Here is a 24,652-nt window from a genome sequence, read left to right on the forward strand (position 1 = left end):
AGAAGGCAACGGCTACGCCGCGTCCTGATCCGACTGCTGGCGCTGCCACAGATGCGCGTAGCGCCCGTCCTTGGCCAGCAGATCCTCATGGGTGCCCTGTTCGGCGATCTCGCCCTGTTCCAGCACAATGATCTGGTCGGCCTCGGCCACTGTGCTCAGCCGGTGCGCGATGGTGATCACCGTGCGTCCCTGCCCGGCCCGTGACAGCGCCTCCTTGATCTCCTGCTCGGTATCGCTGTCCAGCGCCGATGTCGCCTCATCCAGCAGCAGGATCGGCGGGTTCTTCAGCAGCGTCCGCGCGATGCCCACCCGCTGCTTCTCACCGCCCGACAGCTTCAGCCCGCGCTCGCCGACCTGCGTCTCATAGCCCTCGGGTAGCCGCATGATGAAGTCGTGGATCTGCGCATCGCGTGCGGCCTTTTCGACCTCCTCCTGGGTGGCGCCAGCGCGGCCATAGGCGATGTTGTAGCGGATGGTATCATTGAACAGCACGGTATCCTGCGGCACCACGCCAATCGCGGCGTGCAGGCTCTTTTGCGTGACCTCGCGCACATCCTGCCCGTCGATGCGCAGCGCGCCGCGCGTCACGTCATAAAACCGGAACAACAGCCGCCCGATGGTGGATTTGCCCGATCCGGTGGACCCGACGATGGCCACCGTCTGCCCCGCCGCCACCTCAAAGCTGACGCCCTTCAGGATCTGGCGGTCGCTGTCATAGCCGAACTCCACATTCTCCAGCGCAATCGCCCCGCCGTTGACCTGCAAGACCTTGGCGTTGCCCTCATCCTTCACATCCGGATCCTGTTCGATCAGATCGAACATCTCGCCCATATCCACCAGGCTCTGCCGAATTTCGCGGTACACCGTCCCAAGGAAGTTCAGCGGCACGGTGATCTGGATCATATAGGCGTTGACCATGACAAAATCGCCCACCGTCAGATTGCCCTGCTGCACGCCAATTGCCGCCATCACCATCACCGCCACCAGACCGCCGGTGATCACCAGACTCTGGCCAAAGTTCAGGAATGCCAGCGAATAGGCCGTCTTCAGCGCTGCCTTGGCATAGGCGCGCATGGCCACATCATAGCGCTCGGTCTCGCGATCCTCGGCGCCAAAATATTTGACCGTCTCGTAGTTCAGCAGGCTGTCGATGGCCTTCTGATTGGCATCGGTGTCCTGCTTGTTCATCTCCCGGCGCAGCGTCACCCGCCATTCGGTCACCGCGAAGGTGAACCAGACATAGAGCCCGACCGTCACCGCCACCACGACGAGATACCAGATGTCGAACATAACGGCGAGGATGATGGCAACCAATGCCAGCTCCAGCACCAGCGGTCCGATGGAAAACAGCAGGAAGCGCAGAAGGAATTCCACGCCTTTCACACCGCGTTCGATAATCCGGCTCAGCCCGCCGGTCTTGCGGGTGATGTGATAGCGCATCGACAGGCGGTGAATATGGCGGAAGGTCTCCAGCGCCAGACGCCGCAGGGCGCGCTGGCCAACCGGGGCAAACACCGCATCGCGCAGCTGCTGAAACCCGGTGGTGAGGATCCGCGCCATCCCATAGGCCACGGTCAGGCCAACCGCCCCCAACGCCAGCGGCGGCACGCCCTCGCCCGCCAGACTGTCCACCGCACCTTTGTAGAGCATCGGCGTGTAAACCGCGACCAGCTTTGCCAAAATCAGCACCGCCAGCGCTGCCACAACCCGGTATTTGACCCAGGCCTGCCCCTCGGGCCAAAGATAGGGGAAAACACGGCGCAACGTGCGCAGACCGGAGCGGCGCTCCTCCTGCGCGGTTGTCATATCGCTGTCTGTCATCACATGTCCTTACTGCAAGACCTCTGACATAGGGGCCGCGTGGCACTTTGACCAGCGCAGCCCCTATATCATGGCCCATCTTCTGGCTGAGGGGCGGCACGGAATGCAGCCCCCTGGCGGGATCAGGCTATGGCCTTACTGCACCGGGACGGAGAACACCTGACCGGGGTAAATCAGATCCGGGTCCCGGATCGCCTGTCGGTTGGCATCAAACACCCGCACATAGAGCAGCCCGTCGCCATATCGCTCCCGCGAAATTGCCCAGAGGGTGTCGCCCTCCTGTACGGTGACCAGCCGCACCAGCGGTTTCGCTCCGGTGGGGGCTGCATCCGGTGCTGCTTCACCTGAGGCGGCAGGCTCAACCGGTGGCTGCAAAACCTCAGGCGCCTCCCGTTTGAACGGGGTTTCAAGACGGCTCAGCACCTTGCCGTCGGTGTCCAGCGCATCCAGCCGCAGCGCGTAAATCCCCGGCGACACATCCGGCAGGACGCCGGACCAGCGCCCTTCTTCATCTACCGGCAGATCGGCAACTGCCGCATTGTCCAGATAGGCGCGCACCACCGCATCGGAGCGCACCCGGCCGCTTAGCACCACGGCGCCCTCCGCATCGTAGGAGATGGTATCCAGCGCCACGGTCTGTGGTGCCTCGGCCAGGCTTGGCGTCGGCGGCTGTACCAACGTCACACCGCTGGCATCAGAGCGCAGCACCGCCCTCTGCTCCGGCGCCGCCTCTGTCGCGGTCTCCGGCGCTGTCGCCGCGACGTCATCTGATTGCGCCGCATCACTCTCCGCACCCTGACCAGCCGCTGCGTCCTGCGCCTCATCGCGGTTGTCATCCGTGGCAGGGGCAGCCTCCGTCTCCGCCGCTGGTATGTCGTTGGCGGCTGTCACTGTCTCCTCCTGCGTCACCTCAGACGCTCCCTCGGCAGCCGCCACGACGGCAGTACCCTCTGCGTCGCTGTCCGCCACATCCGTCTGAGCGATGGCCTGATCTGGCGCATCCGCTGCAACGTCACTGCCGCGGGGTTCCTGCGCTTCGGAGAGATTGGTGTCCGCATCAGCCGTACCGATGGCGGGACGATCCCCTTCCGGAGCCGCCACCGATGCAAGGTCTGTTGCTTGCGCGCCTGTCGCCGCCTGGTCCGCCACCTGCCCCTCAGCAATCGGGGCCTCCGCCACCTCAACCTCGGCCACGGGGGCCAGAATAAACTGCGCATCCGAAGGCAGAACCGCCTCCCCCAGCGCCGCCTCCAGCGAAATCACCTGCGGGCGGGTCGAGGGGGCAACGGTGGTGAACAGCACAAAACTGCCATCGGAGGGCACCGTCAGCCGCTCAACCACAACCCCGTCCAGCAACAGCGAGACGACCGCACCGGGCGTCGCCCGCCCGGCCACCATGCCACTGCCATCGGTCTCAAACCGCGCCAGATCCATCTGCGGCGCATTCAGGGCCAGCGCCACCTCCTCGTCCTCTCCCGCATCCGTCACAGCCTGCGCTGAGGTATCACCGCTGGCCACGTCCTCCGCAATACCCTCGCCATCGGGTGCAGCGACGTCAGCGCTGTCTGCCTCTGCAGTCACAGCGGGGGTCTGCGCAACAGGGGCCTCATTGGCGGGGGCAGGTACGGCGCGCGCGCCATCGGAGCTGGCCGAAGGCGAAATAACCGCGCTGTCCCCCGTGCCCGCAGTGCTGCGCGGCGCCTCTGTCTGCTCCGAGGCGCCCCATTGCAGGAAAATCACCCCGCCCAGCACCACGACCACCGCCGCAACCCCGCCGATGGCGGTTGCGGACAACCCGCCTTTGCCCGTTACTTCCGTCATTCTCTTCCTTCCCTTCCGACCCTCGACAGACCCTTTCCGGGGCGCCGTCGCTGTCGATCCTGCGGGATGTGCCCCCCGCTTGCTTGAGCCAGCCATTCAATGCCGCTATCAGGGACCAAAGGACGACTTATTTCCCCTCCGAACACAACAAAAAAGGTGACTGCCATGCGTATTCATTCCGTCTGTGTGTATTGTGGATCGCGCGACGGGATCCGCCCGGCCTATGCCGATGCCGCCGAGGCGCTCGGAACCGGGCTTGCAACGCAGGGTCAGCGATTGGTCTACGGCGCCGGTGACGTCGGTCTGATGGGCCGGGTGGCACGTGCGGCGCAGGCCGCAGGCGGGCACACCTTCGGCGTCATCCCCGAGCATCTGGTCCGCCGCGAGGTCGCTAAGACAGATCTTAACACCTATGTGGTCACCGAAACCATGCATGAGCGCAAGAAAGTGATGCTCTATAATGCCGATGCGGTGGTGGTGCTGCCCGGTGGCGCCGGTTCGCTGGACGAGCTATTCGAAGCACTGACCTGGCGCCAGCTGGAACTGCATGGAAAGCCAATTCTGATCCTAAATATCGATGGCTACTGGGATCCGCTGAAGGCCTTGGTCGAGCATGTGGTGGCCGAAGGGTTTGCCGGCACGGAAACCACTGAGGCGCTCACCTGGGTCAGCACTGTTGAGGATGCGCTGGCGATCCTGCGCGGCTGACGCCCAGATCCTGCAGGATCGCAACAGGCGCCGCTGCGAGACGCAAAAAACGCGGCGCCTCACAGCACCGCGTTTTCTAAATTCATAGTTCGTCGCTCGCTTGGCACCGATCAGGCAGCCAGCTCCTGCTGCACAATCTTTTCAATCTCATCAATCGGGTGATTGGTCAGCGTCTTGGGAATTTCCGCCGTGACCAGATCCTGCACCTCCTTGTGCAGCTTGCCACGCAGATTGCCCAGGACCTGCGGCGAGGCCACCAGCACGATGTTCCCCAGCTTGCCCTTGTGCGCCCGCTCATAAAGCAGATCGGCAATGTCATCGGCAAACCGTTCCTTGGCCAATTCATGCCAGTCGGTATCATCCAGCGCCGAGCGCTGGCCAGGGCCACCGTCATGCATCCGACCGGGCCGATTGGCGGATTGGTCAATGTCTGACGGGTTATCCTGTTCTTCCTTGCGGCGCACCTCCAGATGCGGGTTCTGCGCATCGGTGGTGTTCTGCAGCAGCAATGCCTTCTCGCTGTCGGTCACCAGCACAAAGGTGCCGTGGTCAAGCTGTGCCATTATTGGTCCTCCTGCTCGTTGGATTTGGTCACCCGTGTCGCACCTGCCGGGCGTTCCATGGCGCGCTTTTCCTCATCCTCGGTCGCGACCTCGCGGGCCAATCGACCACCGGTGCGCCCGCCATGCGAAACACTGCCTTCAGCGCCAAGGATCTCCTTGGTTTCCTGACGGCCATCTTTTGATCTGACGCGGTCTGCCATGTCGGTCCTCCATCTATTGTGGGTTCACCAATACAACCGCTGAGCGTGGGGATTTGTTCCACTGGATCCCGCGATCCCGGTACAAAAAAAGGCCCCGTCCGATAGCGGACGAGGCCCAAATTCTAATGCTGCTGCGCTGCGATCACATGCGCGATGCAACGTTTTCCCAGTTGACCAGATTGTCGAGGAAGTTGGTCAGATAGGCCGGACGCTTGTTGCGGAAATCGATGTAATAGGAATGCTCCCACACGTCACAACCCAGCAGTGCCGTCTGACCAAAGCAAACGGGGTTCACGCCGTTTTCGGTCTTGGTCACCTTCAGGCCACCATCGGTGTCCTTGACCAGCCAGGCCCAGCCAGAGCCGAACTGACCTGCGCCGGCAGCGGAGAACTCGTCCTTGAACGTGTCAACCGAACCGAAGCTGTCGATCAGCGCCTTTTCCAGCTCACCCGGCATCTTGCTGTCGCCCGGGCCCATCATTTCCCAGAACTGATTGTGGTTCCACAGCTGGGAGATGTTGTTGAAGATACCGCTCTGGGCGACCGCACCCGCGTCATAGGTGCCCTTGATGATCTCTTCCATGGACTTGCCGTCCCACTCGGTGCCCGCGATCAGCTTGTTGCCGTTGTCGACATAAGCCTTGTGGTGCAGGTCGTGGTGATATTCCAGCGTTTCGGCGGACATGCCTTTGGATGCCAGCGCGTCATGGGCGTAAGGAAGATCGGGAAGTTCAAAAGCCATCTGGGCCCCCTGTAGTATCTGTTGCGTTTCTAGGCAGATACATGCGGCTGGTGTCCCCTTTGGTCAAGACCAAGCCGGGGAAACACCAAAAAATATCCGCAGCATTTTGCAAGACACCGCTGCCTGAGACCCTGCCACACGATCCGCTTAACTGCGCCATTGGCGCACCCTCACGTCAGTTCAGCTTGATGTTGCTGCGCTTGCAAGGACCGCTGCCGGAGGGGCGGTTATCTGCGCCATGCACACGAGCAGAAATCGACAACTTCATACGCGGCTCGTCCATGGTCGCGGAATATGTGACTTTGGTTGATCCTTGGCTCGAACCCAAGTTTTTCAGTGTCCACTTCAACTTCAACCGCTGCTTAGAGCGCTGATCATAAGGCACAATCATCGGGGTTTTCTGACGAGTGGCAATAATGCCATCCATCACGCCACTGACTTTTTCGTCGTGGTCTACAAAAACAAGAACGCGCGACGCGATCCAGCCGTGTTTTTCATAAGACTGAATGGTGCAATCATAGGTCACCGGCGCCGCTGCAACAGGCGCTGCAGCAAACAGGGCGCCGAGGACGGCGGCGGTTTTGATCAGTGTTTTCATTGGTAAAGCCTGCGCTCTCTTTTGGACGTATACAAAATCAGACACTCGCCTGACAGTTGCGCTCCAGATTGTCAACGGCTATCGTTACGGCGCAGTCGCGACATCATCAGCTAACTGGTCACCTGGACGCATTGGCCAATCCCGCGTGGCGGCTTTGCCCCGCTATCAAGGGAGATCACCTGCACTGAGAGTTTCTTGTTCTGGGTGTTGAACACGGCGCGATAATGGGTCTTCACCGCCTCGGCCCCGTTGCCGACAGAGGCACTGACCACCGTCCAACTGACCCGATAAGACACATCACTGATGCGAAAAAAACCTGCTTTCAACGGGCGTCCGGACAGCGCGCTGACATTGCCCGAATGCACGACTTCGGCGGTCCATTCATCGTGAAAATGCAAACTGATTTGCGGCGGGATCCAGCCCCGCCCGGACAGCGAGGTGACCGCGCAGGTATACATGCCCTCCAGCGCCATTGCCGGGGTCGCAAGACCGGCCCCAAGCGCAACCCCGGCCACAAGGCCAAGTGCCCGCACTCTTGGAACCAATAGGTCAACGACCTTGGACATTTCGACCTCCCACCAGCCAGGGCAGCATGGCACCGCCACACCGCATCTCGACACTTCCGATTTAGGGATAATCGCGACTCAAAGTTGGGAAACAACCAACAAAACCAAATAAAAAGTGCCCCCGGAAATCCAGGGACACTGTAACTGGCCGTAAAACTTGCCACAAGGCTAAATTGCCTTAACCAGTTAACACGCCTACCTTAGATTGTGGATGGGCCGCAGCGGACAGCAAGTTGTAGACATATCCCGCCACAGAGCGGAAGCAGACGATGTGAAATGCGCCGTCGTGGTCCAGCCAGAAGGCCGCTGCCACCTGTGCCATGCGGGTGCGGCGGAACTGACCGGGTGTGAAGGCCTCAGCCGACAGATCCACCGGGCAAATCTTTGCCAGAACCTCCCGCGCGCCGTCACCGGACAGGCGGAACACACCGCGCGCATCTGAGACGTTGACCGCCAGCGCGTGCTCGCCTTTCAGCGCCTCGGACAACTCGGCAACCTTCGCCTCAACCTCGGCGTAGGGCACCAGCAGCAGCAGCTCATCCGGGGACATCCACGCGACACCGCCCACATCGGTCAGTGACACCTGACCGCTGGCTGGAACATCCGCCCCGGTGGCGGCTTTAACCGCCGCCTTCAGGGTGTCAGATGCCAGATCGCCGCGCAGGGTAATCATCCCCTGCAGCCCGCTGTCCTCGATCTGCGCCAGACCGGAGAACTTGGCACCATTCATTGCGCTGACAGGATCAGACATTCTGCTTCTCCCCTTCCTTGTCGTAAAAGACCTGATCGACGATCTTGGCCTTGTAGATTGTCCCGTCGGTGCCGGGGAATTCGATCACCTCGCCCATCCGTTTGGGACCATGCTTGACCAGACCCATGGCAATGCCACGGCCCAGGTTCGACGAGTAATAGGTCGAGGTCACGCGCCCGATGGTGTTTTTCTGCCCATTGGCATTCACACCATTGCCCACCGCATAGGCGCCATCCGGCAGCACCGAGCCATCGGTTGTTTCCAGACCCACTAGCTGCCAGCGGTCGGGATCGGCCATATGGCTGCGGGTATGCGCCCGCTTGCCGAGGAAGTCCTCTTTCTTCTTCGACAGCGCCCAGTTCAGGCCCAGATCCTGCGGAATAACGGTTCCGTCGGTTTCATCACCAATCATGATGAAGCCCTTCTCGGCCCGCAGGATGTGCAGACATTCGGTGCCATAAGGCATCACCCCGAATTCCTTGCCCGCTTCCATCAATGCGGTCCAGAACGCCTGCCCGTCCGAGGCCGCAACCGCGATCTCATAGGACAGCTCACCCGAGAAGGAGATCCGGTAGGCCCGCGCCTTGAAGCCGCCGATCTCCCCGTCACGCCATTCCATGAAGGGCAGCGCCTCCTTGGAGAGGTCCATACCACCGCCCGCGTTTTCGTTCAGCTTTTCCAGCACCTTGCGGGCATTGGGGCCAACGACGGCAACCTGCGCCAGCTGTTCGGTGACATTGGCAACATAGACCTTCCAGTCCCACCATTCGGTCTGCAGCCATTCTTCCATATGACCATGGATCCGCTCGGCACCGCCGGTGGTGGTGTGGCAAAGCCAGGTGTCCTCATCAATGCGCGCAACCACGCCATCGTCGATCAGGAACCCGTTCTCCGAACACATCAGACCGTAGCGGCATTTGCCGACTTTCAGCGTCGACATCATGTTGGTGTACATCATGTCGAGGAACTTGCCCGCATCCGGCCCCTTGACGACCAGCTTACCCAGGGTCGAGGCATCCAGCAGGCCGAGGTTCTCGCGGGTGTTCTTCACCTCACGGTTCACCGCGTCATGCAGGCTCTCGCCAGAGCGGACGTAGGCGAAGGGACGGCGCCACTGGCCCACCGGTTCCCAATCCGCACCATTGCTGTCATGCCAGCCATACATCGGCGTCTTGCGCAGCGGCTGGAAAATCTCGCCGCGGGCCTCACCGCCAATCGACCCCATCGAAATCGGGTGATAGGGCGGACGGAAGGTGGTGGTGCCCACCTGCGGAATTTCGGACCCAAGCGCATCAGCAAGGATCGCCAAGCCGTTGATATTCGAGAGCTTCCCCTGATCGGTTGCCATGCCCAGCGTGGTGTAACGCTTGGTATGTTCGACGCTCTCGAAACCTTCGCGCGCGGCCAGCTGCACGTCCGACACTTTGACGTCGTTCTGATAGTCCAGCCAGGTCTTCATGCGCAGCTTGATGTCAGCCTTGGCAGGCATCAGCCACACCGGCTCCATCGCCTTTTCAACCGGCGCATCTCCGACCGGCGCGGCCACCGCTTTGACCTTGCGGCCAGCGGCCTTCGCCGCCGCTTCCCCTGCGGCCTGCGCATCGCTCAACGCCGCCGCCAGACCGGCCGCGCCATTGGCGGCACCTGCTGCGATGACAAACCCATTGCCATCCGCACCCAGCGGCGGACGCGAGGCATCGGGACGGAAATTCGCATGGGCCTGATCCCAGACCAGCTTACCACCGCAATGGGACCACAGGTGCACAACCGGCGACCAGCCACCGGACATCGCGACCGCATCGGCCTCGACCTCCTCCTGCGCGCCGCCTTCGCCGTTCTGGGCGCAGATCGCCACGGATGTGACGCGCTTGCCGCCCTTCACCTTGGCGATGGCCCGGCCACATTCAACGCGGATGCCCAACTGACGGACCTCTTCCATCAGGGCCCCGCCGCCGCTGTCGCGGGCATCCAGCACACGGACCACCTCAACACCCGCGCCATGCAGGGCAATTGCCGTGCGATAGGCGTCGTCATTGTTGGTGGCAACCACGACCTTCTGGCCCGGGGTCACCCCCCAGTTCACCGCATAATCGCGCATGGAGGCCGCCAGCATCACGCCCGGCACATCATTCCCGGCAAAGGACAGGGGCCGTTCAATGGCACCGGTCGCCGTCACAATCTGGCTTGCGCGGATCCGCCACAGACGATGGCGCGGACCACCTTGCCCCGGCGCGTGATCGGTCAGACGCTCATACCCCAGCGCATAGCCGTGATCATAGACGCCTGCCCCCATGCAGCGATCGCGCAGGGTGACATTGTCCATGGCGCGCAGCTCGGCGAGGGTTTTCTCAATCCAGGCGCCCGGCTCCATCCCGTCGATGGTGCCACCGTCAACCGGCGCACGACCACCCCAGTGATTGTTCTGCTCCAGCAACAACACTTTGGCACCGGAGCTGGCCGCCGCCTTGGCCGCCTGAAGACCGGCCACACCGCCACCAATCACCAGCACATCGGCGAAATAATAAAAGTGCTCGTAGGTGTCGGCGTCCTTCAGCTCCTTGTCCGGCGCTTTGCCCAGACCCGCAGAGTGGCGGATGATCGGCTCATAGACATGTTTCCACAGGGGACGCGGGTGGATGAACATCTTGTAATAGAAACCCGCAGGCAGGAAGCGTGCCAGCGCGTTGTTGGCCACACCCACGTCGAACTCAAGGCTCGGCCAGTGGTTCTGCGACTGCGCCGACAGGCCCGAGAACAGCTCGGTCGTGGTGGCGCGCTGATTGGGTTCGAACCGGTCGCCGGTGCCCAGCCCCACAAGCGCATTGGGCTCTTCGGGACCAGCTGCAACCAGACCACGCGGGCGGTGATATTTGAACGAGCGGCCAACCATCATCTGGTCATTGGCCAACAGGGCAGACGCCAGCGTGTCGCCTGCATAGCCCTTCATCCGCTTGCCGTTGAAGGTGAATTCGATCGGTTTGGAGCGGTCGATCAACCGGCCGTTTTTGGCAAGGCGCGTGCTCATGTGGCGGACCTTTCGCAAGAGAGGGCGACGAAAAGGGAGGTGACGTTCAGAGAGGCGATCATTTCAGATCCCGCCATGTCCAACCGGGGCGTTTGGCCGTGACCGCATCCAGGATCTCCTGCGGCGGTTCATAGGTCTGTGCCGAATAGGTGCCAAAGACCTCAAGCGTGGTGGTGCAGCGGGCAGCATGGAACCACTTGCCGCAGCCATTGGCATGGCGCCAGCGTTCAAAATGCACCCCCTTGGGGTTTTCGCGCATGAACAGATAGTCATGAAACTCTTCATCTGACGAACCGGGGCCGAAACGCTTCAGATGCGCCTCGCCGCCTGCGGCCAGTTCAGTTTCTTCGGCTTTGACGCCGCAATAGGGGCATTCAAGGATCAGCATTGTGCGGACCTCTCCAACTGGGGGCCAAGGATTTTCGAAAATCCTCGGCAAAATTCTTCCAAGAATTTTGCGACGGTGCGCGGCATCAGTGTGCCACACCCGCTGCGACGCTCTCGTCGATGAATTTGCCTTCCTTGAAGCGCATCATCGAAAACTCTTCGGCCAGCGGCGAATGACCTGTGGCCATCAGTTCCGCCATCGCCCAGCCGGAGCCCGGGATCGCCTTGAAGCCACCGGTGCCCCAGCCTGCGTTGACAAAGATATTGCCAACCGGCGTCTTGGAGATCAGCGGCGACCGGTCGCCGGTCACATCCACGATCCCGCCCCACTGGCGCAGCATCTTCAGACGGCTGACCATCGGGAAGGTCTCATTGAGGGCGCGCACGGTTTCCTCGATATGATGGAAGGACCCGCGCTGGGTGTAGTTGTTGAACCCGTCGGTGCCGCCGCCGATGACCATCTCGCCCTTGTCGGACTGGGACATGTAGCCATGCACGGTATTGGCCATCACGACCACATCCATGCAGGGTTTGATTGGCTCAGACACCAGCGCCTGCAGCGCCACGCTTTCCACCGGCAGACGGAAACCGGCCATTTCGGAGAGATGCGAACAATTGCCCGCAACCACCATGCCCAGCTTGTCGCAGTCGATAGCACCCTTGGTGGTGTCAACACCGACGACACGGCCGTTTTCATTGCGCACGCCAGTGACTTCGCACTGCTGGATGATGTCCATGCCCATGTTCGAACAGGCCCGCGCATAGCCCCAGGCCACCGCATCATGGCGCGCGGTGCCGCCGCGTTCCTGCCAGAGCCCGCCCAGAACCGGATAGCGCGGCCCTTCCAGATTGATGATCGGCACCAGTTCCTTCACCCGCGCAGGCTCAATCCATTCGGTCTGCACGCCCTGCAGCGCATTGGCATGGGCGGTGCGCTTGTAGCCGCGCACCTCATGCTCGGTCTGCGCCAACATGATCACGCCACGCGGGCTGAACATCACGTTGTAGTTGATGTCCTGGCTCATCGTCTCATAGAGCGAGCGCGATTTCTCATAGATCGCGGCGGAGGGATCCTGCAGGTAGTTGGAGCGGATGATAGTGGTGTTGCGCCCGGTGTTGCCGCCACCCAACCAGCCCTTTTCCAGAACCGCGACATTGGTGATGCCGTAGTTTTTTCCAAGGAAATAAGCCGTGGCCAGACCATGGCCACCGGCCCCGACGATGATCACATCATAGTGGCGTTTGGGTTCGGGAGAGCGCCAGGCGCGTTCCCATCCGGTGTGGTAGCGCAGCGCCTCACGCGCGACAGCAAAGGCAGAATAACGTTTCATGGGCGAATCCGTGGTTCGAGACTGTTAACGGGTATGCACCACAGACAAGGCTGACCTGCGCCGTTTATCGTCGCAATCATGCATGGTTGCGACATCCGGCGGCAAAGACACCACAGGCTCACCGCACCCTTTGCGTCCTCAACGCCCGCCACCGGGACAGCGCGCCGCAGCAGATAGGCCTTTTTTCCGCCCCCCAGCCCCTATACATGGGATTGAAACTGCGGGAGCCCCCATGACCTTCTGGATCGTTATCAGCCTCATCACGCTGGCCACCGCCACGCTGCTGTCCCTTGTGCTGCTGCGCGGACGCGACAGCGGCGAACCGGCCGCCGCCTATGACCTGCAGGTTTACCGCCAGCAACTGCGCGATGTGGACAAGGATCTGGCGCGCGGGGTGCTGCAGGCCAGCGATGCCGAGCGTATCCGCACCGAGATCTCCCGCCGTATCCTGAGCGCCGACGCCCAGGTTCAGGCCGCCGCCAGCGGCCACACCCAGCCCCGCACCCTGACCAGCGCTGCCGCCATCGCGCTGATCGGGCTGATCTGCGGTGGCACCTACCTGATCTATGCCAATCTCGGCGCGCCGGGTTACAGCGACCTTGGCCTGCAACTGCGCATTGACGCCGCCGCGGAACGCGCCGCCACCCGTCCCACGCAGGCTGAGGCAGAGGCCGACGCACCGGAACGCCCGGCCCGCGTGGTAGAGCCGGGTTACGCCACGCTGGTTGATCAGCTGCGCGACACCGCCAGCAAACGCGTTGATGATGCGCAGGGTCAGGCACTGCTGGCCCAGCATGAGGCCAACCTCGGCAATTTCGCCGCCGCCGCCAAGGCCAAGGCAAACTATATCCGCATCATGTCCGGCGATGTTGAGGCCCGCGATTTCGGCGAGCTGGCAGAGCTGCAGATCATGGCCGCCGGCGGCTATGTCTCCCCGGAGGCGGAGGACGCCCTGCGCACCACACTGACGCTTGATCGTTTTGATGGCGGCGCGCGCTATTACTGGGGGCTGATGATGGCCCAGATCGGCCGCCCTGATGTCGCTTATGAGGTCTGGAGCGAAACCCTCGCCATGGGACCGGAAGGCGCGCCCTGGGTCACCGCCATCAGCGCCCAGATTGAAGATATCGCCTATCGCGCCGGTGTTGAGTACACGCCAATCACCCCCGGCAGCGTGCCTGCACCGGGCCGCGCCCCCGCCGCCGCCGCGACAGGTCCCAGCGCCGATGATATCGCCGCCGCGGAAGACATGAGCGCCGAAGACCGCCAGCAGATGATCCGTGGCATGGTTGAGGGCCTCTCAGACCGGCTCGCCACCACCGGCGGCACGCCGCAGGAATGGGCGCGGCTGATCAGCGCCCTATCGGTGCTGCAACAGACCGATCGCGCGCAAGCCATCTACGCTGAGGCGCAAGAGGTCTTCGCCGAGGTGCCCGAGGCCCTTGCCACCATCACCGCCGCCGCCAAACAGGCAGGACTGACCCAATGATCTATGATGACTTTGAAACCTTCGCAGCGGCAGTCCCGAATTTCACCCCGATTGCCGGGCTGGATTTTGGCGATAAAACCGTGGGCGTCGCCATCTCGGACCGGATGGGCACCGTGGCGACACCGCTCGAAACCATCCGGCGCAAGAAATTCACGCTGGATGCAGAACGCCTGTTTGAGATCGTCAAGACCCGCGAGGTTGGCGCGCTGCTGTTGGGCCTGCCCCGCAATATGGATGGCACCGAAGGCCCGCGCTGTCAGAAAACCCGCGCCTTTGCCCGCAATTTGGCCAAGCTGACAGAGCTGCCGATCGGCTTCTGGGACGAACGGCTGAGCACGGTTGCCGCCGAAAGAGCGCTTTTGGAGGCGGATACGAGCAGAAAACGTCGCGCAGAGGTGATCGATCACGTCGCTGCGTCGTATATCCTACAGGGGGCGCTGGATCGCATGCGCCACATCAAGGCAGGATAAAGCTGATGAGCGACGAGATCTGGAAACGTGACGAGGTGCAATCGCCCTGCATTCAAATCTGTGTCGTCCACCCGGAGGCGCGGATCTGCACCGGCTGCTATCGCTCCATCGACGAAATCACCCGCTGGTCCAAGATGAGCAACGATGAACGCGCTGAGCTGCTGGAGACCCTGCCCGACCGCGCCAAGGAACTGACCAAGCGCCGCGGCGGCCGCAGCGCCCGCCTAAAACGCAGCTAACGCGGCGCGCGGCGGATGTTGCGCGGCAACGCATAGCTGGCTGAAGACCCTCGGATTCTGCAATCAGAATCCGCGCACGCCCTCGTAACCTTATGATAATCATGCGGAATATCCCCTGACCTATTGTTTCGCACGCGAAACATTCAGGCAGGATTGCTGACCTTTTTACTGCCGCAAGCGACGCCTTCTCACCAATATCTCCGCGTCGACCCAAAATGTTCCTGCCGGTGACAATTGGGGCAGAGAGCCACCATATTCTCTATCGTATCAGCACCACCTTCGCTCAGCCATGTCTTGTGGTGGACCTCAAGAAACCAGTCTCCACTCGGTGTCTGAAAGGTCTTTCTATTGCAGGCATCACAAACCCCGTTTGCCGCCTGCCTGACCCTGCGACTGAATTCAGAATTCCGCACAAAAACGGAGCGGGTGACTGAATTAACCTCAGCCTTTGCGCTCTCAGCAGCGACAGGATCCGCAAACGTATTACGCTGCTCAATCATCGACGGGGACCAGAACACCCGATGCGGATCGGCAAGCTCATCGACATTAAATCCGCGCATCCCGAGCCGTCTCTGCCGCTTCTCATCAAAGCGGATGATATCGAATCCAAACGATGAAAGCTCACTCTGATAGCGTTGTGAGGTAAAATCATTCGGGTCGATAATCATGTCCACAAAACGTAGAGCCATACGAACGACTGGCTTCAAATCCCACAGTTCAAACGCAATCGGGCAACGAATGTACGTATTCATTGACGGCGTATAAGTAACACCGCCCAGATCCCGCGACTTAAAACGCTCCAGCGCCTGTTGGATATGTCGCTGCCCAACGCCGTATTCCCGCAGTGAGGTCATCCAGTTCTCCTGTTGGTATGCTGCTTGCGCCACAGCTGCTTACCGCTCCGCCAGCCACTCATTGGTCCACTCCGCCATCTCAGGTCGGAAATAGGCGATCATCCGACCCTCCTCCGGTGCGCTGGCGCCCTCTGCCCAGGGCGCAACACCGTGCAGACACAGCCGGTGCATCAGATAGGCCTGCCCCGGTTTTGCTGACACCGTGACACGCGGACAGGTTTCAAACACCTGCTTGCGGGCGGCCGTATAGGCGTCGGTCACATCAACCTCGCCCCATTGCTCCGATGGGATGCCGTCAAAAGCTGCCGCAAAGGCACGGCGCATGATCACATGGCTGCCCTCCCAGATCACCAATGGGGAGGCATCCGCGCTGCTGTCATTCAGCGGCAGGCCAAGCACCCAGGCATGCGGTTCCTCCACCTTGCGGCGACGGGCATCGCCGAACATCTTAACCCCGTCCACATGGGCCGCATCCCGTTTGATCCGGTAGCGCAGCGCCGCCTCCCCCTCCCCGGGACGCGGTCGTGGATAGCCGGGAAAGACGGAGGACACCTGCCCGCGATGCAGATCCGGCAGACCGCCCAGATGCGCCGTGATAAAATCAAGCGCGGGGCCCGCCAGCTCCGGCCCACCGGGCAGCTGACCCTGCGCATCATTGGGCAGCGCATCCACGCCAATGAACCAGGTCCCCTCGCATTGCAGCCAGTCAGCATTGGCCGGATCCGCTAACGCCTGAACGCCCGCCTCATGGGCATGTCGCGCCCAGGCCAGGGTGGCCGCATCAGCTGGGAACTCACACCAGCCACGGGTTAAGAAGTCCTGCCAGCCCATTGCGAATCCCTAACAAAATCAAAAGCCGAGCGACTTGCGCAGCATGTTCAGCGCCACAAGGATCAGAAACACTGCAAACACCCGTTTCAACGGTTTCGGGTCCATCGCATGGGCCAGCTTCACCCCCCAAGGGGCAGTGATCAGCGTCATCGCAATCACCACCACAAAAGCAACCAGATTGACCGCCCCAACATTGAGCGGCGGACGCACAGCGGCCTCAACTGGCAGGAACAGGAACCCAATCACAGAAGGCACCGCGATGATCACACCAAAGCCCGCCGCCGTGGCTACCGCCCGGTGAATGGGTGTTGCATGCAGGCTCATCAGTGGCACCCCGAAACTGCCACCGCCAATGCCCATCAGCACCGACAGAAACCCCACCATGGGCGACAGGATCATGCGCCGGGCGCCCTTTGGCATCTCCTGCCCCAGCCGCCAGTCCGCGCGCCCAAAAGCCATGTAAAGCCCGATCACCAACGCCAGCACGCCAAACAGCGCCTGCAACGTGGTGGAGCGCAGCGAGGACGCCACCGTGACGCCAATGATGGCACCAATGGCAATCCCCGGCCCCCAGCCGCGCAGGATCTGCCAATCCACCGCACCCTTCTTATTGTGGCTCATCACTGAGCGCAGGGAGGTCACGATGATCGTCGCAAGCGAGGTCGCCAGACACATCTGCATCAGCTGATCACCGCCATAGCCAAGCGTCTGGAAGACATAGAAAAACGCAGGCACCAGAACAATACCGCCACCAACCCCCAGCAGACCCGCCAGAACACCGGCAACAGCCCCTGTCACGATCAGCAGGCCGGCCATCTGGGCCAGCACCGCAGGCGCGGGCAGCAGGGCAGCAGTGGTCACAAGACTGGTGGTCAGGGCTGACATTGACGGCTCTCCTTCATGGCGGTCGTGATCCCGGTCGGCACCTTGCCCTCCTGTGGGCTGTGCGCGGCGCGCAGATCCAAACCCTCCCCTACAGGGTGAGCGCAATTTTGTCTCAGGATTTCTTGCAGGTCAGCCGATTGCAGCAGTGACCCGTGGTCGCAGGGCATCGCAGACCTGATGCTTGATCAGCCCATATTCAGGCCTCTGCCGGATCAGGCCGCGATCCCGGTCACCTGCTCCAGCGCGGTTTCCACCAACCGAGTGTCCGCTCCCGGCCGACTTGCGCCCTCTGACAACACCCGCCGCCAGTTGCGCGCACCGGGGCGCCCGGCAAACAGCCCCAGCATATGCCGGGTGATCTGATGCAACCGGGCCCCCTGCACCATCTGATCGTCGATATAGGTCAGCATCTGCCCCACAACGGCGACCGGATCCGTGGCACTGCCGGTGCCATAAATCAGCGGATCCGCCTGTGACAGGATATCAGCAGGCTGGTGATAGGCCGCGCGGCCAATCATCACCCCATCAAGCCCACGCTCCAGATGTGGCAGCGCCTCATCGAGACTGGCCACGCCCCCGTTGAGCGAGATATGCAGCTGCGGAAACTCCGCCTTCATCTGATGCACGATGTCATAATCCAACGGCGGAATATCGCGGTTTTCCTTGGGGCTGAGCCCTTTCAGCCAGGCTTTGCGCGCATGGATCGTCACCCGCGGGCACCCGGCCTCTGCGATGGCGGAAATAAACCCCGGCAACACCTCCTGCGGGTCCTGATCATCGACGCCAATCCGGCACTTCACAGTGACCTCGACATCCACCTTGGCCCGCATGGCCGCGACACATTCTGCCACCAGATCCGGCGATTTCATCAGCACCGCGCCGAAGGCGCCTGACTGCACCCGGTCACTGGGGCAGCCGCAGTTGAGATTGATCTCATCATAGCCCGCCTCTGCCCCCAAACGCGCCGCCTCCGCCAGCTCAACCGGGTCCGATCCCCCCAGTTGCAGCGCAACGGGATGCTCCTGCGCAGAATGATCCAGCAAATGCAGCGCGCCCCCCCGCACCAAGGCAGGTGCCGTTACCATTTCCGTATACAGCAACGCCTCTTTGCTCAGCAGCCGGTGCAGATAGCGGCAATGGCGATCGGTCCAATCCATCATGGGTGCAATGGATAGGCGCGCCGCTTGGTGAAGGGCGCTGGTGCCAGCGGGTTGGGGAAACGGGGCGTTGGTCTGATCGGTCATGTCAGGGTTCTTTTCGTCAGGACTCGTCTGAACTGGGCTCTTCTCGTCGGGGGCTGGTCGCCGCAATTCGGCGCACCAGGCAGTCTGCGCGCCGCATATCATCAATTCCTGTGGGATTTCCAGCACCCTCCCCAAAACGCAGGCAACACCACGGATCTGTGGTCAGATCAAGGGGCGGCGTTCTGGGTTTTCCAGATCAATCAAGGCGCGTTCCGCAAGGGTGTCCAGATCGCTGATCGACAACTGACCGTTCTGCCAGTCCGCCAACCCCTCATCGCGCAGTGCCTTCAGCCGTTTGTTGGTATGCACCAGTGACAGGCCAAGCGCATCCGCCAGATCCTGCTGGCGGTAGGCCAGCGGCACGGTGTGCCCCTCCTCCAGCCCAACCGCGCGCAGGCGCAGGTAGATCCGCACCAAAGCCCAGGCAATGCGCTGCGAGGCATCGCGTTGTCCCAGGGATGCAATCGTCTCCCCCAGAAAATGCTCCTCCACAGCGGCGATCCAGGTCAGATCATAGGCGCGCGCGGGATTCTGTTCGAACAGACGAAAGATATCGGACCGGCGAAACACACAGAGCGTCATGCTGGTTGTCGCCTCAACCGAGTGTTTCATCTCGCCCATAAGACCCGCTTGCAGACCGATGAAATCGCCTGGAAAGATGAAATTGATCACCTGCCTGCGCCCGTTTTCAAGCGTGGTGTACCGGGTCCCCATCCCCTTGAGCACGGTGTAGACCTGCGGACTGTTTGAACCTTCCAGCAAAATAGTTGTTCCGGGATCGACCACCAATTCGCCGGTCTTGAAGCCTTGGGTAAAGGCCAGCTCGTCCTTGCTCATCTGGTTGAAAATATCGCGGTTTCGCAGGGGGCAATCCTGACAGTCGGTGGTCAACAATGCGCAATCCCCTTCGGCGGTATGTCATAGATTAATGCAAGCCTAGACCAGTTCGACGCAAGATGCACGAAACGAAAGGCCACTTCCCTATGCAAGACAATCCGCCGGTCACCTCGACCACAGCAAAAGACGCTGTCTACATTGTTGCGTCGAAGGATTATCTGACCACCTGCGATATCTCCGACACAATTTTTGAACTTCACACCGATGCGAAGGTGATCTGCCATCTGTCGATCGAGGCCGCGATGGCCGACATCTGTCATCACAGCACGCTTGCCGTGGTGTTTGCCGAGGCCGGGGTCGCGTTGGTCGACCAGCTGCAGCTGGATCAGATCGTCCCGGCGCGCGGTGGCAAACTGATTCTGATGGGCACAGCAGCGGAGGCTGAACTGGAGGCCGCAGAGATCGGCTCCTACCCTTGGCCGGTGCTGTGCCGCCCGTTTTCTGCCGCAGTGATCAAAAGCTGGCTGCCCCCCCGGCATACTGCGCCGAAGGCCACCGCAGGGAACAATTCGGGACCTGACGCGTTACCTCTGCATCTACGCATTGTAGACTAACCTTTTGAAGGAGAGAGAAAATGCTTGGTTGGGCACTTACATTTCTGGTCGTCGCACTGGTCGCGGGCCTGCTTGGTTTCGGTGGCATTGCAGGGGCGTCGGCCGGTATCGCAAAGATCCTGTTCATCATTTTCCTTGTCCTCTTTGTTGTGGCGATGGTCATGCGCGCGCTGAAGGGAAAACCGCCGGTGTAACCCGCTGCGCATCCTGATGTCCGATTGAACACTTGGCCCGTCATTGGCTCCCTATTGGGGCTGTGGCGGGCCATTGGCGTTTTTACTGCGCCTTGAGGAAGAGAAGTCCCTGACGAGCCATGGCTGCCCCCTTGCCCCCCGCCATGGTCGGTGGGCGGCTCCGGCCTGCATGAGTGAGATCCGACGAAGTCTGGCCTATTTGAGCTTCGATCGCCTGAGGATCAGCCCGCGGCCTTGCCCGGACGGGCTGCCGCGATCTCTCGGCTGGCCTGCTCCCACGCACGCGCGAGGTCCGCCAGATCCGGCGTGTCCGCAGCCTCGGCATGCTCAATGGTCAGCAGCGCCTCGCGCAGCTCAGTAAAGCCAAGCACAGCTGCCGATCCAGCCAGCCGGTGCGCCTCCTGCCGGTGGACCGCATCCAGAGTGTGCGCCGTGCCCAGATCGTCAAGGAACTGATCCACCTCTTGGCAATATCCCCCAAGGAACTGCGCGCCGCGTTCAGCGCCCAGAGCATGAAAAAACTGCGTGATATCCGATCCCTGATCCCCGGTGCCCGCATGTATCTGCGCCGGTGCTGCGGCGGCCGCCTGCTGTGACATTGCGGTCGCCGACGGCGCAGATCCCGACAGTGGCTGATGCGCTGCAGCGGGTTTGTTTTCGTCAGGTCGATCCCGACTGACGTGGCGCGATATCACCTCCGCCAGAGTTGATTTGCTGACCGGCTTGGTGACCACTTCGACCAGCCCGGCGTCACGTATCCTCGCGTGATCACGGGCGGCCACATGCGCGGTAAGTGCGACGATCTGCGTGCCCTCTGCCAGGCGCTGCTCGCGGATCTGGCGGGTGGCCTCGATCCCGTCCACCTCTGGCATGCTGATGTCCATGAAGATCAGATCAAACCGTTCGGCGCGCGCGGCCGCAACCCCCTCAGCCCCGCCGGGGGCCAGCACCACCTGATGGCCAAGATTGGTCAGCATCCGCTCCACCAAAAGCCGGTTGATTTCATTGTCCTCGACCACAAGGATCCGCACCGGCGTGTCCTCAGACCGGCTGATGTCCACGCTTTGCTGCGGTGCCGGGGCGGGCGGCGCGGTCAGCACCGGGGCCGACTCGGCGGGCGCCGCACCCACCGCCCCCCCGGCATGGGAGGCCGGCAGCGGCAACGAGATGGTGAACAGGCTGCCCTCCCCCAGCTCACTCTCGCAGGAGATATCCCCGCCAAGCGCCACAACAATGCGGCGGGTGATCGCAAGGCCAAGCCCCGTGCCCTCGCTGCTGCGCGCATAGCTTGCGTCCAGCCGGATGAAATCCTCAAAAATCCGGTCGAGATCACGTTCGGCAATGCCGGCGCCGGTGTCGGCGATGCTGATCTCCACGGTGTCGCCCTGCCCGAGGCGCTGCACATCAACCGACACGGCCCCATCTGTGGTGAATTGCAACGCGTTCTCGATCAGATTGACCAAGACCTTCTTCAGCGCGACCGGACGCCCCAGCACGTCTCCGCTGGCGCCAAGACTGCAATGCAGGCTCAGATCATTGCGACCACGTCGGGCGGTGCTCTGATGTGTGTCGATCAGTTCCTGGACCAGATCGCTGAGGTTGAAAATGCGCTGATTCTCATAGTCGACCCCGGTGTCCAACTGCGACAATTGCAGGACGTCATTGACATGGGCCATCAAGCGGTCGCCGGAGGTGCGGATCGCCGACAGATAGCCGCGCTGATCCGGCGACAGGGCGGTGCCGTCCAACAGCTCAACCGCGCCGAGGACACCGGTCAGCGGCGTTCGCATCTCATGGCTCATCACGGTGAGAAGATCGGCCTTCGCCCGCTCGCCTGCCAGGGCCTCATCGCGGGTGCGGGTCAGCTCTTCCTCGGCCGCGATCCGGTCGGAGATATCGCGCAGATAGCTGACAAAGACGGTTTCTTCGGCGGATTGGCTGGCGGTGATCGACAGTTCCACCGGGAAGATCTCACCCGATTTGCGCTTGGCCTGCAACTGCACACGGCCCTGGCCGACGACCTTGGGCGTGCCCCCAGCCAGATAGGCCTGCATGCCCTGCTCATGGGCGTCGCGCAGGTGGTCAGGGATGATCAGTTCCGCCATATCGGCTCCCGTCGCTTCCCCCTTTGAGTAGCCAAAAATGGTCTCTGCCGCGCCGTTCACCTCCTGAATGCGCCCATCATCGCCAACAACCAGGATGGCATCCAGGGAGGAGGTGATCATGGCGCGCATCCGCGCGACCGCAAAACGGGTGCGTTCGGCCAGACGTTTGCCGCGCTGATACAGCCGCCCCATCATCAATGCGGTCAGCCCCAGCGCCACGCAGAGCGCCAGCACAACCCAGGCCAGCCGGGACAGGATCGCAAAGAGGCTGAGGCGTTTTTCCTCAGTCGTGCGTGCATGTTCAACAAGCCCCGCAAGCGCCAGCACCCGTAGGTCATCGCGGTTTGCCCGCAGGATCTCGCTCACCTGCGGCAGGCCGAACAGCAATGCCTCATCCGGGCCGTCGATATAGGTGATCAAAGTGTCAATCCGCGCCATGACCCGTTGCAGGATCTGGGCGTTTTCCGGCGCCTCGCGCACGGATTTGAAGGTCTGGCTTTCGCGGATGATGGCCACGCGGCTGTAGAGGATATCGAATTCGCGGCGCACCTGCGACAGATCCTGCGCGTTGCGCGCTGACAGAACTGCATTCTCCAGCTTCAGCTGTTCAATTTCGGCCTGAGACAGGGTCCACTGCAGGCTGTCGGTTGCGGCGGTTGAGAGAACCTCCAGGCGCACCAGCACCTCGCGTCCCAGCCGAACGGACTGTACCGCGAGCAAGGCAAGAACCAAGCCCACGGTGATCAGGACGCTGCGCGACACCAAAGGGTTCTCCCTGAGCCGCACCTATGAAGGGCCTCTGTCTGTGCCGGTCATTGGCCTACTGTGATCTCCTCAAGCTGCCAGATGCTGCGGGAATAAACCGCCTCTGTACGATATGTGGGGTCGCTATCATAAGGATAGACAATCCACAAAGGCCCCTTGTCGCGCACCGACATGGACGACCCGTTGCGCTCATAGGCGACCATCGGGCCGCCATTGGTGGCGTCAGAGACGGGAATTTCGACGGCGTAGTCATTGATCGCCCGGGCCACGACGACCCCCGACTGCCCCTCGGCGACGCCGACATGGGCCAGCAGGGCGGCCAGGCTCACCCCGGTGAAGGCCTGCTCCCCCGAGGTCCAGATGGTCCGGGTATCAAATTGGGCCACCGGCAGGCTGCGCAGCTCCTCCATGGAGAATTCATGCCGCTGCATGTCGCCGCCATTGGCAGGTTTGATGGCCACTGTCAGCACGGCCGCATCCGATTGGGACGCCTGCACGGCGCCGGATGGCAGACCGCAAAGCACTGTAACGACTGCAAACAATGCCGCGATGTGAAGGTGCCAGTGTTTCATAGCGTCTATCCTTTTGCCCGTGCATCCCGGCGGGTCGAAGTGGTGTCCCTGCGGTGCTGCACATCCCTGATCTGGTCCCAACCTGTCACAAACCACCGCGCCGGGCATCTGTTCCTGCGGATAGACTGCTATTCTTTGGTATAGGATTCGTAACCAGAACTGCGATTTTTTGCCACCTGAGGACGATTTTACGTGCGGTTGCGCCCGCAGAAGGGCAAAATAGGAGCTGGCTTACGGGTTTGGAGTGGCGGATTTGACCCCCTTGCCCCAGCCGCTGCCCCGACCGCCGCCCGAACCGCCGCCACACCCACGGCCAAAACCCATGGCGTCCCAGATCAGGGGCGATTGACATTTTATCAACCAAATTACGGTTATCCTAACAACAAAGCCGGTACCTAGCAGGAGCTTACATGCGTATTCTTTTGGCGGACGATCACGACATGGTTCGCGAAACAATATCCGCCTATCTGAAATCAGAAGGCGGTGCCGCCGTGACCTCGACCATCGATCTGCCCGGCGCGCTGAGCGAAATTGAAGAGAACGGGCCTTATGATCTGGTCCTGCTGGATTACAATATGCCTGGCATGCAGGGGCTGGCCGGGTTGGGCACCGCGTTGAAGGCCAATGGTGGCAAGGGCGTTGCGATCATCTCCGGCAGTGCGCCCAGCCGCACCGCGCAGGAGGCGTTGGATGCCGGGGCCATCGGCTTCATCCCGAAAACCATGGGCGCGCAGTCGCTTCTGAATGCCGTCCGGTTCATGAGCGCCGGGGAAATCTACGTCCCGGTTGAGCTGATGCGCAAGGAGGCAGAGGCGCCTGTCCATCCGCTCGCTGACAAGCTGAGCCCGCGCGAAATTGAGGTGCTGGACGGGTTGTGCCGCGGTCTGTCGAACAAGGAAATCGCCCGCGAGCTGGAGTTGCAGGAGGTCACGATCAAGCTGCATGTCCGCACGCTCTGCCGCAAGCTTGAGGCCAAGAACCGCACCCAAGCCGCGCTGACGGCCAAGGAGGCGGGCCTTTTTTAGCCGCCAGCCGGCCTC

25 protein-coding genes are annotated in these 24,652 nt (G+C 61.8%); 7 read left to right on the forward strand and 18 right to left on the reverse strand.

All coding sequences use genetic code 11. The annotated features are described in order from the left end of the window. Window positions 1–12: 12 nt before the first annotated feature. Window positions 13–1,821, reverse strand: a complete 1,809-nt coding sequence (locus D1820_RS05120) for an ABC transporter ATP-binding protein/permease (protein ID WP_118068091.1) — start codon at window positions 1,819–1,821, stop codon at window positions 13–15. 135 nt (window positions 1,822–1,956) lie between these two features. Further along, a complete protein-coding gene (locus tag D1820_RS05125; protein WP_118068092.1) occupies window positions 1,957–3,642 on the reverse strand; it encodes a LysM peptidoglycan-binding domain-containing protein in 1,686 nt (561 codons plus the stop codon). A 165-nt stretch (window positions 3,643–3,807) separates the two neighbouring features. On the opposite strand from D1820_RS05125, the gene D1820_RS05130 reads away from it, so the two are divergent. After that, window positions 3,808–4,350 carry a TIGR00730 family Rossman fold protein gene (locus tag D1820_RS05130; RefSeq protein WP_118068093.1) on the forward strand — a complete coding sequence of 181 codons (543 nt, stop codon included), beginning with the start codon at window positions 3,808–3,810 and terminating at the stop codon, window positions 4,348–4,350. Between the two features lie 110 nt (window positions 4,351–4,460). Here the strand turns inward: D1820_RS05130 and D1820_RS05135 are convergent, their stop codons facing one another. The 9 genes from D1820_RS05135 to D1820_RS05175 form a co-directional block, all read right to left on the reverse strand. After that, window positions 4,461–4,913, reverse strand: coding sequence for a host attachment family protein (locus D1820_RS05135; protein WP_024096933.1), 453 nt, complete (start codon window positions 4,911–4,913; stop codon window positions 4,461–4,463). Beyond that, complete coding sequence (locus tag D1820_RS05140) at window positions 4,913–5,113, reverse strand: hypothetical protein (protein ID WP_014880275.1); 201 nt, start codon at window positions 5,111–5,113, stop codon at window positions 4,913–4,915. Before D1820_RS05140 ends, D1820_RS05135 begins: the two co-directional genes overlap by 1 nt. Before the next feature lie 142 nt (window positions 5,114–5,255). Further along, window positions 5,256–5,855 (reverse strand): superoxide dismutase, encoded by a 600-nt coding sequence (locus D1820_RS05145; RefSeq protein ID WP_096871535.1) that lies wholly within the window; start codon window positions 5,853–5,855, stop codon window positions 5,256–5,258. Between the two features lie 175 nt (window positions 5,856–6,030). Next, window positions 6,031–6,453 (reverse strand): hypothetical protein, encoded by a 423-nt coding sequence (locus D1820_RS05150; protein ID WP_118068094.1) that lies wholly within the window; start codon window positions 6,451–6,453, stop codon window positions 6,031–6,033. Between the two features lie 110 nt (window positions 6,454–6,563). Next, the gene (locus tag D1820_RS05155) at window positions 6,564–7,019 is read right to left on the reverse strand and encodes a hypothetical protein (protein ID WP_118068095.1); all 456 of its coding nucleotides are present in this window, start codon (window positions 7,017–7,019) and stop codon (window positions 6,564–6,566) included. A gap of 178 nt (window positions 7,020–7,197) precedes the next feature. Then, window positions 7,198–7,770: a sarcosine oxidase subunit gamma gene (locus tag D1820_RS05160; RefSeq protein WP_118068096.1), complete on the reverse strand. Its 573-nt coding sequence runs from the start codon at window positions 7,768–7,770 to the stop codon at window positions 7,198–7,200. Further along, a complete protein-coding gene (locus D1820_RS05165; RefSeq protein ID WP_118068097.1) occupies window positions 7,763–10,795 on the reverse strand; it encodes a sarcosine oxidase subunit alpha family protein in 3,033 nt (1,010 codons plus the stop codon). The genes D1820_RS05160 and D1820_RS05165 overlap by 8 nt, the downstream gene beginning before the upstream one ends. 58 nt (window positions 10,796–10,853) lie before the next feature. Then, window positions 10,854–11,183, reverse strand: a complete 330-nt coding sequence (locus D1820_RS05170; RefSeq protein ID WP_040170784.1) for a sarcosine oxidase subunit delta — start codon at window positions 11,181–11,183, stop codon at window positions 10,854–10,856. 85 nt (window positions 11,184–11,268) lie between these two features. Beyond that, entirely contained in the window at window positions 11,269–12,513 is a 1,245-nt protein-coding gene (locus D1820_RS05175) for a sarcosine oxidase subunit beta family protein (protein ID WP_024096925.1), read from the reverse strand. Between the two features lie 232 nt (window positions 12,514–12,745). Here D1820_RS05175 and ccmI point away from each other — a divergent pair, with 232 nt between their 5' ends. From ccmI to D1820_RS05190, 3 genes are read left to right on the forward strand one after another with little or no spacing between them, the layout of a single operon-like run. After that, window positions 12,746–14,002: a c-type cytochrome biogenesis protein CcmI gene (gene ccmI, locus D1820_RS05180; RefSeq protein ID WP_118068098.1), complete on the forward strand. Its 1,257-nt coding sequence runs from the start codon at window positions 12,746–12,748 to the stop codon at window positions 14,000–14,002. Beyond that, window positions 13,999–14,472 carry a Holliday junction resolvase RuvX gene (gene ruvX / locus D1820_RS05185; RefSeq protein WP_096789307.1) on the forward strand — a complete coding sequence of 158 codons (474 nt, stop codon included), beginning with the start codon at window positions 13,999–14,001 and terminating at the stop codon, window positions 14,470–14,472. The genes ccmI and ruvX overlap by 4 nt, the downstream gene beginning before the upstream one ends. A gap of 5 nt (window positions 14,473–14,477) precedes the next feature. Next, window positions 14,478–14,711, forward strand: a complete 234-nt coding sequence (locus tag D1820_RS05190) for a DUF1289 domain-containing protein (RefSeq protein WP_102849262.1) — start codon at window positions 14,478–14,480, stop codon at window positions 14,709–14,711. Window positions 14,712–14,899: 188 nt separating this feature from the next. Here D1820_RS05190 and D1820_RS19270 read toward each other — a convergent pair whose 3' ends face one another. The 5 genes from D1820_RS19270 to D1820_RS05220 form a co-directional block, all read right to left on the reverse strand. After that, complete coding sequence (locus D1820_RS19270) at window positions 14,900–15,565, reverse strand: HNH endonuclease (protein ID WP_118068099.1); 666 nt, start codon at window positions 15,563–15,565, stop codon at window positions 14,900–14,902. A 39-nt stretch (window positions 15,566–15,604) separates the two neighbouring features. Further along, the gene (locus D1820_RS05200; RefSeq protein WP_205521397.1) at window positions 15,605–16,396 is read right to left on the reverse strand and encodes a hypothetical protein; all 792 of its coding nucleotides are present in this window, start codon (window positions 16,394–16,396) and stop codon (window positions 15,605–15,607) included. An 18-nt stretch (window positions 16,397–16,414) separates the two neighbouring features. After that, window positions 16,415–17,281, reverse strand: coding sequence for a sulfite exporter TauE/SafE family protein (locus tag D1820_RS05205; protein WP_118068100.1), 867 nt, complete (start codon window positions 17,279–17,281; stop codon window positions 16,415–16,417). Window positions 17,282–17,493: 212 nt separating this feature from the next. Further along, a complete protein-coding gene (gene dusA / locus D1820_RS05215) occupies window positions 17,494–18,525 on the reverse strand; it encodes a tRNA dihydrouridine(20/20a) synthase DusA (protein ID WP_118068102.1) in 1,032 nt (343 codons plus the stop codon). 162 nt (window positions 18,526–18,687) lie between these two features. Next, window positions 18,688–19,419: a Crp/Fnr family transcriptional regulator gene (locus D1820_RS05220; protein WP_118068103.1), complete on the reverse strand. Its 732-nt coding sequence runs from the start codon at window positions 19,417–19,419 to the stop codon at window positions 18,688–18,690. A gap of 89 nt (window positions 19,420–19,508) precedes the next feature. Between D1820_RS05220 and D1820_RS05225 the strand changes: the two genes are divergently transcribed. Beyond that, window positions 19,509–19,976 carry a hypothetical protein gene (locus D1820_RS05225; protein ID WP_254683357.1) on the forward strand — a complete coding sequence of 156 codons (468 nt, stop codon included), beginning with the start codon at window positions 19,509–19,511 and terminating at the stop codon, window positions 19,974–19,976. 20 nt (window positions 19,977–19,996) lie between these two features. Next, window positions 19,997–20,170: a DUF1328 domain-containing protein gene (locus D1820_RS05230; protein WP_096871567.1), complete on the forward strand. Its 174-nt coding sequence runs from the start codon at window positions 19,997–19,999 to the stop codon at window positions 20,168–20,170. Between the two features lie 221 nt (window positions 20,171–20,391). Here D1820_RS05230 and D1820_RS05235 read toward each other — a convergent pair whose 3' ends face one another. Beyond that, window positions 20,392–23,037: a PAS domain-containing hybrid sensor histidine kinase/response regulator gene (locus D1820_RS05235; RefSeq protein WP_254683358.1), complete on the reverse strand. Its 2,646-nt coding sequence runs from the start codon at window positions 23,035–23,037 to the stop codon at window positions 20,392–20,394. A gap of 50 nt (window positions 23,038–23,087) precedes the next feature. Further along, a complete protein-coding gene (locus D1820_RS05240; protein ID WP_118068106.1) occupies window positions 23,088–23,720 on the reverse strand; it encodes a molybdopterin-dependent oxidoreductase in 633 nt (210 codons plus the stop codon). Window positions 23,721–24,022: 302 nt separating this feature from the next. Between D1820_RS05240 and D1820_RS05245 the strand changes: the two genes are divergently transcribed. Beyond that, complete coding sequence (locus D1820_RS05245; RefSeq protein ID WP_102896808.1) at window positions 24,023–24,637, forward strand: response regulator transcription factor; 615 nt, start codon at window positions 24,023–24,025, stop codon at window positions 24,635–24,637. The last annotated feature ends 15 nt before the right edge of the window (window positions 24,638–24,652 follow it).

The sequence above is a fragment of the Phaeobacter sp. LSS9 genome (assembly GCF_003443595.1).
Classification (GTDB): domain Bacteria; phylum Pseudomonadota; class Alphaproteobacteria; order Rhodobacterales; family Rhodobacteraceae; genus Phaeobacter; species Phaeobacter piscinae.

What these genes read in the sequence shown, in the direction of transcription:
- D1820_RS05150 (WP_118068094.1), bottom strand. Translation starts at nt 6,453, where the DNA reads ATGAAAACACTGATCAAAACCGCCGCCGTCCTCGGCGCCCTGTTTGCT.
- D1820_RS05140 (WP_014880275.1), bottom strand. Translation starts at nt 5,113, where the DNA reads ATGGCAGACCGCGTCAGATCAAAAGATGGCCGTCAGGAAACCAAGGAG.
- D1820_RS05245 (WP_102896808.1), top strand. Translation starts at nt 24,023, where the DNA reads ATGCGTATTCTTTTGGCGGACGATCACGACATGGTTCGCGAAACAATA.
- ccmI (WP_118068098.1), top strand. Translation starts at nt 12,746, where the DNA reads ATGACCTTCTGGATCGTTATCAGCCTCATCACGCTGGCCACCGCCACG.
- D1820_RS05125 (WP_118068092.1), bottom strand. Translation starts at nt 3,642, where the DNA reads ATGACGGAAGTAACGGGCAAAGGCGGGTTGTCCGCAACCGCCATCGGC.
- D1820_RS05225 (WP_254683357.1), top strand. Translation starts at nt 19,509, where the DNA reads ATGCAAGACAATCCGCCGGTCACCTCGACCACAGCAAAAGACGCTGTC.
- D1820_RS05160 (WP_118068096.1), bottom strand. Translation starts at nt 7,770, where the DNA reads ATGTCTGATCCTGTCAGCGCAATGAATGGTGCCAAGTTCTCCGGTCTG.
- D1820_RS05240 (WP_118068106.1), bottom strand. Translation starts at nt 23,720, where the DNA reads ATGCCCGGCGCGGTGGTTTGTGACAGGTTGGGACCAGATCAGGGATGT.
- D1820_RS05130 (WP_118068093.1), top strand. Translation starts at nt 3,808, where the DNA reads ATGCGTATTCATTCCGTCTGTGTGTATTGTGGATCGCGCGACGGGATC.
- D1820_RS05200 (WP_205521397.1), bottom strand. Translation starts at nt 16,396, where the DNA reads ATGGGCTGGCAGGACTTCTTAACCCGTGGCTGGTGTGAGTTCCCAGCT.
- D1820_RS05145 (WP_096871535.1), bottom strand. Translation starts at nt 5,855, where the DNA reads ATGGCTTTTGAACTTCCCGATCTTCCTTACGCCCATGACGCGCTGGCA.
- D1820_RS05205 (WP_118068100.1), bottom strand. Translation starts at nt 17,281, where the DNA reads ATGTCAGCCCTGACCACCAGTCTTGTGACCACTGCTGCCCTGCTGCCC.
- ruvX (WP_096789307.1), top strand. Translation starts at nt 13,999, where the DNA reads ATGATCTATGATGACTTTGAAACCTTCGCAGCGGCAGTCCCGAATTTC.
- D1820_RS05135 (WP_024096933.1), bottom strand. Translation starts at nt 4,913, where the DNA reads ATGGCACAGCTTGACCACGGCACCTTTGTGCTGGTGACCGACAGCGAG.
- D1820_RS19270 (WP_118068099.1), bottom strand. Translation starts at nt 15,565, where the DNA reads ATGACCTCACTGCGGGAATACGGCGTTGGGCAGCGACATATCCAACAG.
- D1820_RS05120 (WP_118068091.1), bottom strand. Translation starts at nt 1,821, where the DNA reads ATGACAGACAGCGATATGACAACCGCGCAGGAGGAGCGCCGCTCCGGT.
- D1820_RS05170 (WP_040170784.1), bottom strand. Translation starts at nt 11,183, where the DNA reads ATGCTGATCCTTGAATGCCCCTATTGCGGCGTCAAAGCCGAAGAAACT.
- dusA (WP_118068102.1), bottom strand. Translation starts at nt 18,525, where the DNA reads ATGACCGATCAGACCAACGCCCCGTTTCCCCAACCCGCTGGCACCAGC.
- D1820_RS05165 (WP_118068097.1), bottom strand. Translation starts at nt 10,795, where the DNA reads ATGAGCACGCGCCTTGCCAAAAACGGCCGGTTGATCGACCGCTCCAAA.
- D1820_RS05155 (WP_118068095.1), bottom strand. Translation starts at nt 7,019, where the DNA reads ATGTCCAAGGTCGTTGACCTATTGGTTCCAAGAGTGCGGGCACTTGGC.
- D1820_RS05230 (WP_096871567.1), top strand. Translation starts at nt 19,997, where the DNA reads ATGCTTGGTTGGGCACTTACATTTCTGGTCGTCGCACTGGTCGCGGGC.
- D1820_RS05190 (WP_102849262.1), top strand. Translation starts at nt 14,478, where the DNA reads ATGAGCGACGAGATCTGGAAACGTGACGAGGTGCAATCGCCCTGCATT.
- D1820_RS05175 (WP_024096925.1), bottom strand. Translation starts at nt 12,513, where the DNA reads ATGAAACGTTATTCTGCCTTTGCTGTCGCGCGTGAGGCGCTGCGCTAC.